Genomic DNA, 14,509 nt, shown 5'->3' on the forward strand with positions numbered 1-14,509 from the left:
ATCCAACCCAACCAACCCGGTGTTGCAATAACCGCCTGAATCCGCCCCGCTACGGCGGGTCGTACCGGGTGCGGGAACGCAGAACTGGTGCGGCAACGCAGAACTGGTGCAGCAGCGCAAAACCGGTCCGACGGCGCAGAACCGTTGTGACGGAGCAGAACTGGTGCGGCGCTCAGGCCGGCTACGCGCGGAGCAGGTCCAGTGGGTCGGTCGTGATGCCGAAGCGCTGACGCAGCGCGTGCCTGGCGGCGTGCACGCCGGACATACCGTGCACGCCGGGGCCGGGCGGGGTCGACCCGGAACACAGGTAGACGCCGGGAAGTGGTGTCGCGTACGGGTTCCAGCCGGCGATCGGGCGGAAGGCGAACTGGCGCAGCGTCATCGCGCCCGCCGAGATATCGCCGCCGACGTAATTCGCGTTGTGCGAGGGCATCTCGGCCGCCGTGTAGACGTGCTTGGCCAGGATCAGGTCGCGGAAGCCGGGCGCGAAGCGTTCGACCTGCGCGATCACCGTCTCGCTGACATCCCGCGTGGAGCCGTTCGGCACGTGCGCGTAGGTGTAGAAGGTGTGCTGTCCGGCGGGGGCGCGCGACGGATCGACCACGCCGGGCTGAATAGACAGCACGTAGGGCCGCGCCGCGTGCTGCCCCGCGGCCACCGCGCGTTCGGCGGCCATCGCCTCGGCCCGCGTGCCGATCAGGTGCGCGGTGCCCGCCTGCGCCATCCCTTCCGCCTGCCAGGGCACCGGCCCGGCGAGCGCGAAGTCGACTTTGCAGGCGGCGCCCCCGTAGCGAAACTTGTTCAGCCGCTGCACATAGCGGTCCGGCAACCGATGCCCGGCGAGCCGGATCAACTCGGCGGGCGCGAGGTCGAGCAGCACGGCGCGGGCGCTGTCGAACTCGCCGAGCGAGTCGATCCGGGTCTTGGTGTGCACTCGGCCGCCGAGGCGTTCGAGTTCGGCGCTGAGCGCGTCGGGAATCGCCTGGCTGCCGCCGCGCGGGATCGCCCAGCCACCGGCATGCGCCAGCGTGCCGAGCATCAGCCCGGCCCCCGCGGCGGGGATGGCGCGCGGCGGCGTGATGGCGTGCGTGGCCACGCCGGTCAGCAGCGCGGCGGCGGTCTCCTCGTGAAACCTGATGTTCCACAACGGCGTTCCCTGTTCCAGGGTGCGCAGGCCGAAACGGGTCGCGGTCAGCAGATCCTTCGGCAGCCGGCGCAGGTCCGACATCGCCAGGTCGACCACCGAGTCCCAGTTTTCGACCAACGGACCGAACAGTTTTCGCCAGGTCGAGCCGTCCCGGCCCAGGCCCGCGGCGGTGCGGTCGAGATCGCGCCACGCGATGCCCGCCGTGCCGCCGTCCATGGGGTGCGCGTAGGACGCCTCCGGGATCAGCAGCTCGACGCCGTGCGCCGCGAGGTCGAACGCGCGAAAGAACGGTGACGCCAAGGCCATCGGATGCGCACCGGCGCAGATGTCGTGCCAGAAGCCGGGCAGGGTCAGTTCCGCCGTGCGCGATCCGCCGCCCGCGGCGTCCTCCGCCTCGTACACCTCCACCGCGAGCCCGGCTTTCGCCAGGATCACCGCGGCGGCGAGTCCGTTGGGTCCGGAGCCGACTACCACAACATCAGGCATGCCTCCACGCTACCGGCCCGGGAATCGGGCGCACGGAATCGTGTTTCGGCACACCGTCGCACTCGACGCGGCGGCTACGCCGAATCGGCGCCCACCGCGCTCAGCCATTCGGCGACGAGAATCTCGAGCCGCTGATCGCGCAGCTCCGGCCGCAGCCGATGGCCGCGGTCCAGGGTCGCCAAACCGTGGATCGCGCTCCAGGCCACCTCCGTGCGGGCGCCGAGTTCGGCGTCGTCGACGAATGGCCGGAACATCGCCTCCAGTTCGGCGAACGCGTCCTTGAGCGGCTGCGGGGCGTCGAGGCCGAAGACCAGATCGATGTTCATCGAGAACATGGCGTCGTAGCGGGCCGGGTGGGCGGCCGCGAAATCCAGGTACGCGCGGGCCACTCGGGCCATCGCGTCGGCGGGGCCGGCGGCGGCGGCGTGGGCCCGGCGCATCTCGCCGGTCAGGTCGATGATGCCCTGCTCCGCGACCGCGGCCACGATCGCCGACTTTCCCGCGAAGTGGCTGTACAGCACGGGCTGGCTGTATTCGATGCGCTCGGCCAGCCTGCGCACCGTCACCGCCTCCCAACCCTGCGTTTCCGCCAGCTCACGCGCGGTGTCGATGATCCGCTGATGGCGTTCGGCTCTTTCACGTTCCTTGCGCGTCTGGGGGCTCACAAACAGAAATCCTAGCAGCGCTAGACAAGCTCGGCGGGAATACTCTATCGTCGCTATTGGATCTAGCGACGCTAGACTTCAGAGCATCACCAAGGAGTCACCCGCCATGACCATCTCCCGCATCGCCACCGCGTTCTCGCTCGCCGGCGCGGCGTTCATCCTCTACATCGGGATCAGCTACCTGTTCACGCCCGGCGTCATCGCCCCCGGCTTCGGCCTGCCCGCCTGGCCAGACGGCGAGGAGGCCGCGTTCCTGAACCTGAAAGGCGTGCGCGACACCGTGTTCGGCGTGCTCATCCTGGTGCTGCTCGCCATGCGGCAGCGCTACGCGCTCGGCATCGTCACGCTGGTCGTCGCCTTGGTCCCGGTCGGCGACATGCTCACCGCGCTGCGCTGGCACGGTTCCACGGCCGCGGCCTTCGGCATCCACGGTCTCACCGCCGTCTTCGTCGCGGCCACCGGCGCGCTGCTGTTGCTCGAGCACCGGCTCGCGCGCCGCTCGGCCCCGGCGCGCGCACTCGTCACCGCCTGACCCCGCACACAACAGCCCGGCACCGCGCGGTGCCGGGCTGTTGTGCTCGCGCAGAACAGCATTCGACGCCGCGGTGACCCGCACCACAATCCGCACCCCGGCGATGAATTCCGCAGGTCTCCCCCGTCCATACCTTCGAACACCGCACGAGCCCAGGAGAGACCATGGCAACCAAGCCGCACGGCCCCGCGTCCTACTTCCCCTCGATCGAAGCCAAGTACGGCCGCAGCATCGACGAGTGGCTGAGCACCCTCCGCGATTCCGGCATCACCGCACACAAGGCCCTGGTCGAATGGCTGAAGTCGGAGCACGCCATGGGCCACGGCCACGCCACCGCGCTCGCCCAGTACCACCTCAACCCGGCGAAGTGGGCCTCCTGAACCACCCTCGGACAGCGCGTTGTCAGCACGCAGGCGCTGCCAACTGCGGCCGCACAGCTAAACCCTCGCAACGGCAGGGAAGTTCGCGCGAACAGTAAGATTGCCTAAGCGTCTGACAAATTGAGATACACCACAACCTTTTAGCAATCAAATGGCTACTGCCAGACCAGCATTAACCCTTTGCAGCTTCCTCCCTTCAGGCTAGCGTAGATTGCACGCGATGGTTCGCACGACCGGGGGTTTACATATTCACCAGTTGAAATACGCCGATCACGGCGCCCAGCGCAGCACTACTTCATCGAAGCGCAATTTCGCAAGGTAGATGCGTCAACGTCGAGCAGGACTCGAAACCCTTGCCTTGACTACGTACACAGGTGGTTGATACGGAATGACACGCACATTTTCCATCAAGGCCAAACGAGCAGCACTAATTACCTTTACATTCTTTACGCTTTCTCTGGGGATTAGCACCGGCGTAGGACACGCCGGGTATGTCCCATACGGCTATTACCCAACGAGTTTGGAATGCAACAACGCCGGCCTGGCGTTTATCGAGGGAGGACCACATGAATTTAACGGATATCACTGCTATCTTGAACGAAATGGCCTCTATCACTTGTACATGGACGAGCGAGACTGATATCAATTCAAACCCGCGAATCCCACTCGAAGGATGATATATTCAGATGACTCGTCTTATCAGAATAGCGACCGGCGCACTGCTTATCGCTTCCGCAGCTACGATATTCAACGCTGGAACCGCTTCGGCGTCTACCGTCTGGAAAGGCAACTACCCTGACGCCAGGAGCTGCGCATACGCAGGCGTCGCTTTGAATACCGTATACTGGCGGTGCCACGAAGATACGCGGGACGGGTCGTATAATCTTTGGGCAGACGATGGTGTCACAGATTAAATACATACCTTCCTGAGCACCTATAAATACACAATACCGCCGTTTGTGGGAGGAAAGAGATGCTGGAAGAAATGATTTTCGCAGATCTCGACCATGTTTTCGCCACGGGGTCGGTCATCGCAGATTCATCCGGCATCTTTTTCTGTCCCGCGACACCACTACTCCCCACGGAAACTCCGGAGTATGCCGTACGACTTGCCGGAGTGAACGCTAAATTACTTCGGCCTGAACGAAAGAGCGTTGCGTCATGGTTCACCGTGTCAGGCAGGTGGGAAGATGGGATGATCTTCGCCGAGGATTTCCAACCACTGGATTCATCACCAGTCGAGACTGCAATGAGCATCACCTCGGCCTACAGGCCCGATACTGGTCCGCCGATCCCTTCCGGCAAGCTCGGGACGTCCCATGACGATTTCAGGGGAATAGCCGCACAGAAATGGTCAGAGGACCAGGTATCCGATGCGTTGAATGACATCACGACCGAATATTCGTGGCACAGGTGGGTCTATGGGTCCGGCCGGAGCATTGACCCTACCGGACTGTTCCACGTCGACATATCGGTTGTACGTCTGACACGTGAACTTCTCGACTGGATACAGAGCCAGCCCCAAGACATGGTCCGTCCGAGAATATCTATCGTGAAAAAGAGTAACTAGGCCTGCCTCATTATCGAGCCGACCTCGGAAACCGTTCCCTAATTCCTGTGAAACACGAAGGACCCGCAGATCCTGCGGGTCCTTCGTGTTTCACAGAGCAACTACGCCCGTACCAGGTCATTGGTGCCGGGCTCCTGCTGCGGCTGTGCATCGTGGTCGTTGTCGACCATGGTCTTCTCATCGAAAGGCAGTTTCCGGTCAAGGACCTCCCTGACGCGGTCAGTATCGATCGTCTTGGTCCAGGTTCCGATTAGTACGGTGGCGACCGCATTACCGGAGAAGTTCGTGAGGGCTCGAGCTTCAGACATGAAGCGGTCGATACCGACTATGAGACCCACCCCGTCCAGGAGCTCTGGGCGGTGGCTCTGCAAACCACCAGCCAACGTGGCAAGACCCGCACCGGTCACCCCCGCCGCTCCCTTGGAGGCCACAATCATGAACAGCAACAAGCCGACCTGTTCCCCGAGATTCAGCGGTTTGCCCATTGCATCGGCGATGAAGAGCGAGGCCATTGTCAGGTAGATGGCCGTACCATCGAGGTTGAATGAATACCCTGTTGGCACAACAACACCCACGGTTGTACGTTCGATGCCTAGATGCTCCATCTTGGCGATCAGTCGCGGCAATGCGGGCTCTGAAGATGAAGTCGCTACGATCAACAAGTACTCACGCGCCAGATAGCGGCACAACTTCAGTATCGAGACTCGTGATACTGCCCAAATCAGAACGCCGAGGAGACCGAATACGAACACCAGGCAGGTCAAATAGAACGCAAGCATCAGTGTCGCTAGCTTCACCACCGCATCGAGCCCTGTCTTGCCGACTACGTTTGCGATCGCTCCGAAGGCACCGATGGGGGCCAGCCAAAGAACCATCGACAAGATGCGGAACACGAGCTTCTGGATAGTGGACACCGCACGGATTACCGGCTCACCGGCCTTGCCCATAGCCTGCACCGCGAACCCGACCAGCAACGCAACGAACAGAGCCTGAAGCACGCTGCCTGCAGTCAAGGAAGAGAGCAGCGACGTGGGGACAATGCTCTGGATGAAATCCCACGTTCCACCCGCGCTGTGCGCCGTCTTGGCGAGATCCTGGCCAGCTTTCGCAGAGCTCGCGATGTTTAGGCCGGTGCCCGGCTGTACCAGATTGCCGACCACCAGACCTATGCCGAGCGCTGCGGTCGACATGATGAGGAAGTACCCGATGGTCAGTCCGCCCACCTTGCCGACTGTGGCAGCGGTGCGGATCGAACCGATCCCTAGAACGATCGTGCAAAAAATGACCGGCGCGATCATCATCTTGATCAAATTGATGAACATGCTGCCGAGCGGAGCAACAGCCACCCCGAAGCCGGGCGCCAGCCAACCGACGAGAATGCCCGCGACGACCGCCACGATGACGGCCAGGTACAGCCAGTGGGTACGGTCGCGCTTCTTCGGTGCTGCTTGTGGTGTTGCTTCGCTCATGCGATTGGTGTCCTCCGAGGTGGTGCCGACGTGAGGTGCCTCACGACCCCCAGGCAGAATGATGGCCGTGCAGGTGACACCGGTCACGGTTTGGTGCATTACGTTCAGCGGCGGAAGGCAGTAATTGAGACGCGGTCGGCTATCCCTGGCCGGTCAGGCCTTCGCGCTGCAGCTGATCGTGTTGACCCTGATGGTCATCGTCGGCGCGGTGCTCGCGGTCGTCGACGCGCGCCATCACAGCGACGTGACCACCACCCGCGAGGTGAGGGATGTCGCGGTGAGCATCGCTGAGGCACCGTCCACGCTCTCCGCTGTCTACACCACCGACCCGCCCCGGTTACTGCAGCCGGTCACCGAGCGGATCCGGCGGGCGACCGGAATGGACTTCATCGTGGTGATGGCGCCGGACCGGACGCGGTACACCCACACCAACCCGGACATGATCGGCAAGCCGTTCAGCGGGAACATCGATCGCGCGCTGGCCGGGGAGACCTTCACCGAGACGTTCACCGGCACCCTGGGCCCCTCGATCCGCGCGGTGGCGCCGGTCTACGACGGCAACCGGGTGGTCGCGCTGGTGTCGGCCGGGGTGACCCGGGCCAAGATCGGCGATCAGGTCGCCACGCAGCTGCCGCTGATCCTCGGCGTCGCCGCGGCGGGGCTGATCGTCGCGGGCAGCGGCTCGTTTCTGCTGAGCCGCAGGCTGCGCAGGCAGACCCACGGACTCGCACCCGCCGAACTGCGCGCACTCTACGAACAGCACGACGCCGTACTGCACTCGATCCACGAGGGTCTCGTGGTGTTCGGCATGGCGGGCGAACGCGCGGAGGTGGTGAACGATCAGGCCCGCGAGCTGCTCGGGCTGCCGGCTGGCGAGGTGCGCCGCGCTGACCTGCCGGTCTCCATGCAGCAGATGAGCTGGGGCGTGGTACGCGACGAGATGCACGTGACCGGGGACCGCATCCTGCTCATCAACCAGGACATCGTCACCTGGGAGGGCAGGCCGATCGGCACCGTGATGACGATCCGCGATCACACCGAATTGCGGGAGGTGATGGGCGAACTCGACTCGGTGCGCAGTTTCGCCGAATCACTGCACGCGCAGGCGCACGAATCGGCCAACCGGCTGCACACCGTGGTCACCATGGTGGAGCTCGGCCGCTACCGGGAGGCCGTCGCGTTCGCCACCTCGGAACTCGAACTCTCCCAGACCCTCATCGACCGGCTGTTCGCCGCGGTGGGCGCGCCCGCGCTGGCCGCGCTGCTGCTCGGCAAGGTGAACCAGGCCAACGAGCGCAGCGTCGAATTGACCGTCACCGAGGAGACCGCGCTGGACTCGATCGAGCCGCTCTCGCCGCAGGAGATGGTCACCCTGGTCGGCAACCTGACCGACAACGCCATCGACGCCGCCGCGGAGAGTCCGAACGGCTGGGTGGAAGTCACCCTGCGGCAACAAGATTCGGCACTGTACCTGCGGGTCGCGGACAGCGGCCCCGGCATGTCCGAGGAGATATTCAACCGCGCGTCCCAGCGCGGCTATTCGACCAAGGCCGACCATCACGGACTCGGCCTCGCGCTGGTGCACCGCCTGGTGGCCCGGCACGGGGGGACCATTCGTACCGACCTAGATCCGGAAAGCGCGGTTACCGTGACGATTCCGCGAAAGGACGCACAGTGATCCGAGTGCTGATCGTCGAGGACGAGCCGCTCATCGCCGAGGCGCACCGCGCCTACGTGGACCGCATCGAGGGCTTCGTCCCCGTCGGCGTGGCGCACACCGGCCGGGAGGCGATGCGGGCCGCCGCCGACAACGCGGCCGAGGGCACCCCGATCGACCTGGTGCTCATGGACATCGGCCTACCCGACGCGAGCGGTCTCGATGTCGCGGCGGCGCTGACCGGCCTCGCGCCGCGTCCGGACGTCATCGCCATCACCTCCGCTCGCGACCTCGCGATGGTGCGCACCGCGGTCTCCCACGGCGTGGTGCTGTATCTGCTGAAGCCGTTCACCTTCGCGGCCTTTCGCGACAAGCTGGACCGCTACCGGGAATTCCGCACCGCGCTGCCCGCCGGCGAGACCGCGGTGTCCCAGCACGACATCGACCGGGCGCTCAGCGCCCTGCGCACCCCGGACCAGCGCGCGACCACGCCCAAAGGCGTTGCGCCGCAAACACTCGACGAGATCTCCCGGACGGTGCGCGCGGCCCCGGAGGGCATCACCGCCGCGGACACCGCGACCACCATCGGCGTCTCCCGCATCACCGCGTGGCGCTACCTGGAGAAGCTCGCCGACGACGGCCTGGTGACCCGCCGCTCCGACTACGGCCGCGCGGGCCGCCCCAAGACCCGCTACGTCTGGAAATCCAAGACCTGAAACGGGTTTCGCCGACCAGACCGGCGCGACACGCTTTCTCGATGACCTCAGACCGCCGCGGGTTCCGTGGCGGAGACGCTGCGGCCGAGGCGGACCGGCAGTTGCTCGTAGCCGTGCAGCGTGAACAGCTCCCTGCGCTGCGGCGTGCCGTCCAGCCGCAGGTCGGGAAAGCGTTCGAACAGGGCGCGCAGGGCGTGCACCCCTTCCATCCTGGCCAGGCTCGCGCCGAGACAGACGTGGATGCCGCTGCTGAAGGTCAAGTGCTCCTTGGCATTCGGCCTGCCCACATCGAAGCGCTGCGGTTCGGTGAACATCGCGGGATCGCGGTTCGCACCCGCGAGCGACAGCACGATGGTTTCGCCCGCCCGGATCGGCACGCCGCCGACCTCGGCGTCGCGCACCGCGGTGCGCGCGGTGGTCTGCACCGGGGCGTCGAAGCGCAGCACCTCTTCGACGGCGTTGGGCCACAGCTCCGGCTCCTCGCGCAGCCGGGCCAGCTGGTCGGGGTGGGCGATCAACTGGACCACGCCGTTGCCGATGAGGTTGACCGTGGTCTCGAAGCCCGCGCCCATCAGCAGGCTGGCGGTGGCCTTGAGTTCCAGGTTGTTCAGTTCGCCCGCGCTCACCAGGGTACTCAGGATGTCGTCGCCGGGTGCGCGGCGCAGCCGGGCGATGTGCTCGTCGAGGTAGCTGTTCATCACCTCCATCGCCGCCATCGCGCGCCGGTGCGCGCGCCAGGAGATGCCGAGGTCGAGCAGCGGAGTCGTCAGGTCGCCCCAGCGCAGGAACAGTTCCCGGTCCTGGTCGGGGAAGCCGAGCATCTCGGAGATGATCGCGATCGGCACCTGCGCGGCATACGCGCCGATCAGGTCGGCGGACCCGCCGGAGGGCAGCGTCGCGAGCAACTCCGCGGTGACCGTCTCGACGCGCTCGCGCAGTCTGGCGATGGCCCGCGGCGTGAACGCGGAGGCCACCGGCTTGCGCATCCGGGTGTGTTCCGGCGGGTCGATCACCAGCATCGAGGGCGGCTCCACCGGATTCGGCGGCAGCGGGAAATACTTGGCCAGCTTCTGGATCGGGCCGGGGATGTCGAAGTTCTCGGTGGTGCGCACGCCGAATCGGCTGTCGCGCAGGACGCCTCGGCACAGTTCGTAGTCGAAGGTGGCCCAGGACAGCGCGGTGCGGATGATCCGGCCCTCGCCGCGCAGCTGTTCGATCAGCGGATACGGATTGCCGAAGCCGGTGGGCCCGCCGAGCAGTTCGGCGAACGGCTCGCCGCGTTTGGCCTGCCTGCGTAGCACCAGGCGGGGCGCACCCTGCACGGACAACCAGCGGAACCAATACTGCGGCTTCATAGTTCACCAACTCCGTCGTTGTGCCTGAGGACCACCGTACGGAACCCGGTCAGAATGTGGAACGTGCCCCAGTCGGACTTCGACCTATACCGCGGTAGGAGTCCATCGACAGCAGAGCGCCAGATCCCGCAGAACCACACCCAAAGTACTGCGCCCACCCCGCGCCGCGCACCGGTCCGGCGAAATCCGGGCTCACCCCCGCTGCGCGGTGACCTTCTCCGCCTCGATGCGCCGCTCGCGCAGCGCCGGATCGGGATTGGCGACCTGGACCAGGCTCGCGCCCGCGGCCAGCACGGCGACGAAACCGTCGATCAGCTCGACGGGGGTGTCCCACGGCGTGCTGGACAGCACCCGGTCCCCTTCGGAAATGCCTTGGCGCATAGCGGATTTCTTCGCCTCGGCGAGGACCTCCGGGACGGTCATGCCATCGAGCGCCGCGCCCGCGCCCGCGGGCCGGAACTGGTCGCCGTGCACACGCACCGAGGTGGCGAAGTCGGTCACGCCGATCGGCAGGTCGCGCACCGGGGCGCCGAGCGCGTCCAGCGACAGCGCCGCGACCTCGGCCACCTGCTGGGTATCGTCGAGCCGATCGGGCGTCACCAGGGCGAGTTCGGCGTCGTCGTCCGGGCGCAGCACCACCTCGGTACCCGCCCACCAGCAGCCGAGCAGAACGGCGGCGGTCTGCCAGTGCGCGGGCAGCAGCACCGCGATCCGGGCGCCGGGGCTGAGCCCGAATTCGTCCCTGATCAGGTTGGCCGTCTTGGCGGCCCAGTTCGCCAGGGTCAGCCCGGACAGTTCGATCCGGGCGCCGGTGGCGTCGTCGTAGTAGGTCACGCGCGGGCCGGCCGGCTCACGCTCGAGAATCGGGTCGAGCACCCGCTCGGTCAGGGTGAGCGACTCTTGGAATTCACGCATCGACTGATTCACGCCTGTCTAGTTCACGCATTTCGGTCCGTTCTGGCCTGCGTCGATCGGTGGGGCGGGCGGGACTGGCGTGGCGGTGGCGCTCGACGTTCCGGAGAAGTCGAACATGCTCCCAGCCGCCGAACCCGGACCAGAATAGTCGCTCGCCAGCACGACGCTCACCGAATCCGGGGACAGGGAGGTGTCGGCCAGCACCGGCAGACCGCCGAGTGCCTTCGCCACCGCCTTGGCCTTGGCGTCGCCGGCGTTCGCGGCGAGCACCCGGCTGCCCGTCACGTTCGGGCCGGTGTAATTGCCGACCAGCCCCTCGTGAAACCCCTTGCCGGTCAACGCCTGTGCCACCTTGCCCGCCAGGCCGCCGATCCCGCTGGCGTTGTACACGCTGACGGTCACCGTGGCCGGATCCAGGGCGGGCTCGGCGGCCGCCTCGTCGGCCTTGCCGTCGACCAGCGAGGACACATACGACTTGACCGCGGCGGGATCGACCCGCACCACCGATTCACCGCCCGAGGTCATGTAGTTCAGATCGGTGACCGGAATGGTCTCGAACTTCACCTGACCACCCGAAAGATCTTGCAGCTGTTGCAGGAACGCGAGCACGTCCCAGTCGTCGTCGAGCACCACCGTGCGGCCGACGGCGTCGCTGAGCTGCTTCATCCGTCCCGGATTGCTGAGCGTCTTGGCGCTGAGCACCTGACCGACCAGCTGGGCCATGAACACCTGCTGGCGCACGATCCGGTCCAGGTCGCCGCGCGGCAGATTGTGCCGCTGCCGCACGAAACTCAACGCCGCGGGGCCGTCCAGGCGCTGGCGTCCGGCCGGGAAGTCGGCGCCCGACATCCACTCGTCGACCGGGTTGTTCAAACAGACCTCGACGCCGCCGACGGCATCGGTGAGCAGCACGAAGCCGAGCAGGCTCACCTCGGCGTAGTGGTCGACGCTGATGCCGGTGAGATTGGCCACGGACTTGATCAGTGCCTGCCGGCCGGCCTTGGTGGACTGCTTGTCCGCCTCGTCCTCCGCGACACCCTGGTTGATCAGCTTCAGCCGCTGGGTCTCCTTGGTGGCGCCGTAGGCCGAATTGATCTTGCCCTTGCCCAGATCGGGGATGTCGACGTAGGAGTCGCGCGGGATCGAGATCGCGGTCGCGGAGCGCCCGTCGTTCGGCACCCGGATCAGCACGATGGTGTCGGTGTTCGTGCCCACCTCGTCGCCCGCGTGCAGCATCGCGCGTTCCCGCTCGCTGAGCGGATTGCCGTGCGCGTCGGTGCGACTGTCCACGCCGACGAGCAGGATGTCGACGGCGCCGTCCCGGCCGCCGCCGAGCCCGAGTCCGCCGATGCGCTCGATATTGGAGATCAGGCTGTCGACGCTGTGCCAGGCGAAACCGGTGATGACGAACACCACGGCGGCGACCACCGCGGCCAGCGCGCGCAGCGGACCGCCGGCGGGCAGCGGCGATTCAGCGCCGCGCGGCCGGGTCACCGTGCACCTTCCGCGCCGCGGCTAACCTGCAACCTCTCGACAACTCGACATCCTTTCGACACGCTCTGGGTCTGCTTCCGCCACGCGGTGTGCTCGACCACCCCACCTTTCCATAACCCCCGCAACCATTTGGCAAACATCGCCGCGCCACGCACGCGAGTCGGGGGCGCCTGTTCGAAGGCTAACGAATACCGCCGGTCCGACCGGCAATCCGCAGGTGTGGCGGCGTGCCCGCGCCCGCGTGCCAGACTTGACAACTGTGACGACCTCGACACCGCCCGGCCCCGTCGCACCCGCGAGTCTGGTCGTGACGGGAGCCCGCGGACAGCTCGGGCGGGAACTGCTGCGGCTCGCGCCCGGCGCTCGCGGCCTGAGCCGCGCCGATCTGGACATCACCGACCCGGACGCGGTCGCCGCCGCGCTCCGGCCGGGGTCGGTGGTGCTCAACTGCGCCGCCTACACCGCGGTCGATCAGGCCGAGACCGAGATCGCCGCGGCGTTCGCGGGCAACGAGACCGGACCGGCCGTGCTCGCCGCCGCCTGCGCCCGGGCCGGGGCGCGGCTGATCCACGTCTCCACCGACTACGTTTTCGCGGGGACCGGCGAGCGACCCTACGAGACCACCGACCCGACCGGGCCGGTCACGGTCTACGGACAGTCCAAACTCGCGGGCGAAAAGGCTGTGCTGGCGCTCGCGCCGCAGGCGCACGTGGTGCGCACCGCATGGGTATACACCGGGCACGGGAGCGATTTCGTCGCCACCATGCGCCGGCTGGAACGCGAACGCGACACCGTCGACGTGGTGGACGACCAACTCGGATCCCCCACCTACGCCGCCGATCTCGCCGCCGCGCTGCTGGAACTGGCCGGGCGGCCCGACGCTCCGCGCCTGCTGCACGCCACCAACGCCGGGCAGGCCAGCTGGTTCGAGCTCGCGCGCGCGGTGTTCGCGGCGGTGGGCGCCGATCCGGCCCGGGTGCGCCCGTGCGATTCGTCCGCGTATCCGAGACCCGCACGGCGCCCGGCATATTCGGTGTTGTCGCCGCGGGCCTGGCACGACGCGGGGCTCACCCCGCTGCGTCCGTGGCGAGCCGCGCTGGACGAGGCGCTGTCCCGCTCGTCCGATGGACTGGGTCCGGCCGCGACCACTAGGCTCAGCGGCCGTGAGTGATTCCGATTCCGCCAGCGCGGGCCTGGCCGTCGTCACGGTGACCTATTCACCCGGCGAACACCTCGAGCACTTCATCACCACGCTGGCCGACGCCACGACCGAGAAGCCACAGGTGATCCTCGCCGACAACGGCTCCACCGACGGGGTGCCGGAGCTGGTCGCCGAGGCCAACTCGCATGTGCGACTGCTACGCACCGGCGGCAACATCGGCTACGGCGGCGCGATCAACCGCGCTGTCGCCGAGATCGATCCGGCCATCGAATTCATCGTGATCGCCAACCCCGACATCCGCTGGGGCACCGACGCCATCGACCAGCTGCTCGCCGCCGCGCAGCGCTGGCCGCGGGCCGGTGCGGTGGGCCCGCTGGTGCTGGAACCGGACGGCAGCGTCTACCCGTCGGCGCGCCGGGTGCCCGGACTGCTCGACGGCGCGGGGCACGCGATCCTCGGCACGGTGTGGAAGACGAACCCGTGGACCCGTCGTTACCGGCAGGAGAACGAAGAGATCTCCGAGCGCGCGGTCGGCTGGCTGTCCGGCTCCTGCCTGCTGGTGCGGCGTGCGGCCTTCGACTCGATCGAGGGTTTCGACTCGCGCTACTTCATGTATATGGAGGACGTCGACTTCGGCGACCGCATGGGCAAGGCGGGCTGGCACAACGTGTTCGTGCCCTCGGCCGAGGTCACCCACGCCAAGGGGCACGCCGCGGGACGGCACCCGGAGAAGATGCTGCCCGCCCACCACGCCAGTGCCTACCGCTTCCAGGCCGACCGGCACCCGCACTGGTGGCAGCTGCCGCTGCGGCTGGCGCTGCGCGCCGGACTTGCGGTGCGCTCCCGGATTGCGGTTCGATCGGCGCTGCGCCAACAGGCGCGGGAAGCGGGACACCCGGCCTAGCGCGCGAAACGGGTATCCCGATACCGGGCAGCTGAGCGGCAGGCCTGGGAAAACTCA

Annotated in this window: 13 protein-coding genes; 7 read left to right on the plus strand and 6 right to left on the minus strand. The window is 66.9% G+C overall.

Going from position 1 to position 14,509, the window contains the following annotated elements; genetic code table 11:
• Positions 1-181 precede the first annotated feature (181 nt).
• Together TY25_RS36085 and TY25_RS36090 are read right to left on the minus strand one after the other, a co-directional pair.
• Positions 182-1,633 carry a phytoene desaturase family protein gene (locus TY25_RS36085; RefSeq protein ID WP_042264100.1) on the minus strand — a complete coding sequence of 484 codons (1,452 nt, stop codon included), beginning with the start codon at positions 1,631-1,633 and terminating at the stop codon, positions 182-184.
• Positions 1,634-1,707: 74 nt separating this feature from the next.
• The gene (locus TY25_RS36090) at positions 1,708-2,298 is read right to left on the minus strand and encodes a TetR/AcrR family transcriptional regulator (protein ID WP_042264102.1); all 591 of its coding nucleotides are present in this window, start codon (positions 2,296-2,298) and stop codon (positions 1,708-1,710) included.
• Positions 2,299-2,404: 106 nt separating this feature from the next.
• Between TY25_RS36090 and TY25_RS36095 the strand changes: the two genes are divergently transcribed.
• The 3 genes from TY25_RS36095 (at position 2,405) to TY25_RS43040 (ending at position 4,780) form a co-directional block, all read left to right on the plus strand.
• Positions 2,405-2,830, plus strand: coding sequence for a DUF4267 domain-containing protein (locus tag TY25_RS36095; protein ID WP_042264103.1), 426 nt, complete (start codon positions 2,405-2,407; stop codon positions 2,828-2,830).
• A gap of 164 nt (positions 2,831-2,994) precedes the next feature.
• Entirely contained in the window at positions 2,995-3,210 is a 216-nt protein-coding gene (locus TY25_RS36100) for a DUF4287 domain-containing protein (protein ID WP_042264105.1), read from the plus strand.
• A gap of 973 nt (positions 3,211-4,183) precedes the next feature.
• Positions 4,184-4,780, plus strand: a complete 597-nt coding sequence (locus tag TY25_RS43040; protein ID WP_146154149.1) for a hypothetical protein — start codon at positions 4,184-4,186, stop codon at positions 4,778-4,780.
• 101 nt (positions 4,781-4,881) lie between these two features.
• Here the strand turns inward: TY25_RS43040 and TY25_RS36105 are convergent, their stop codons facing one another.
• A complete protein-coding gene (locus TY25_RS36105) occupies positions 4,882-6,249 on the minus strand; it encodes a cation:dicarboxylate symporter family transporter (protein WP_042264139.1) in 1,368 nt (455 codons plus the stop codon).
• A 190-nt stretch (positions 6,250-6,439) separates the two neighbouring features.
• Between TY25_RS36105 and TY25_RS36110 the strand changes: the two genes are divergently transcribed.
• A complete protein-coding gene (locus TY25_RS36110) occupies positions 6,440-7,927 on the plus strand; it encodes a sensor histidine kinase (protein WP_042264141.1) in 1,488 nt (495 codons plus the stop codon).
• Complete coding sequence (locus TY25_RS36115) at positions 7,924-8,622, plus strand: response regulator (protein WP_014987843.1); 699 nt, start codon at positions 7,924-7,926, stop codon at positions 8,620-8,622. The genes TY25_RS36110 and TY25_RS36115 overlap by 4 nt, the downstream gene beginning before the upstream one ends.
• A gap of 47 nt (positions 8,623-8,669) precedes the next feature.
• Here TY25_RS36115 and TY25_RS36120 read toward each other — a convergent pair whose 3' ends face one another.
• The 3 genes from TY25_RS36120 to TY25_RS36130 form a co-directional block, all read right to left on the minus strand.
• On the minus strand, positions 8,670-9,977 hold the full coding sequence (locus TY25_RS36120) for a cytochrome P450 (RefSeq protein WP_042264107.1): 1,308 nt from the start codon (positions 9,975-9,977) through the stop codon (positions 8,670-8,672).
• A 192-nt stretch (positions 9,978-10,169) separates the two neighbouring features.
• Positions 10,170-10,892, minus strand: coding sequence for a TIGR03089 family protein (locus TY25_RS36125; RefSeq protein WP_042264143.1), 723 nt, complete (start codon positions 10,890-10,892; stop codon positions 10,170-10,172).
• An 18-nt stretch (positions 10,893-10,910) separates the two neighbouring features.
• Positions 10,911-12,386 (minus strand): LCP family protein, encoded by a 1,476-nt coding sequence (locus TY25_RS36130; RefSeq protein WP_439650351.1) that lies wholly within the window; start codon positions 12,384-12,386, stop codon positions 10,911-10,913.
• A 259-nt stretch (positions 12,387-12,645) separates the two neighbouring features.
• Here TY25_RS36130 and rfbD point away from each other — a divergent pair, with 259 nt between their 5' ends.
• On the plus strand, positions 12,646-13,557 hold the full coding sequence (gene rfbD, locus TY25_RS36135; protein ID WP_042264147.1) for a dTDP-4-dehydrorhamnose reductase: 912 nt from the start codon (positions 12,646-12,648) through the stop codon (positions 13,555-13,557).
• A complete protein-coding gene (locus TY25_RS36140; RefSeq protein ID WP_042264109.1) occupies positions 13,511-14,452 on the plus strand; it encodes a glycosyltransferase family 2 protein in 942 nt (313 codons plus the stop codon). The genes rfbD and TY25_RS36140 overlap by 47 nt, the downstream gene beginning before the upstream one ends.
• The last annotated feature ends 57 nt before the right edge of the window (positions 14,453-14,509 follow it).

Source organism: Nocardia brasiliensis NBRC 14402 (assembly GCF_000308475.2).
In the GTDB taxonomy this organism is placed as follows: Bacteria; Actinomycetota; Actinomycetes; order Mycobacteriales; family Mycobacteriaceae; genus Nocardia; species Nocardia brasiliensis.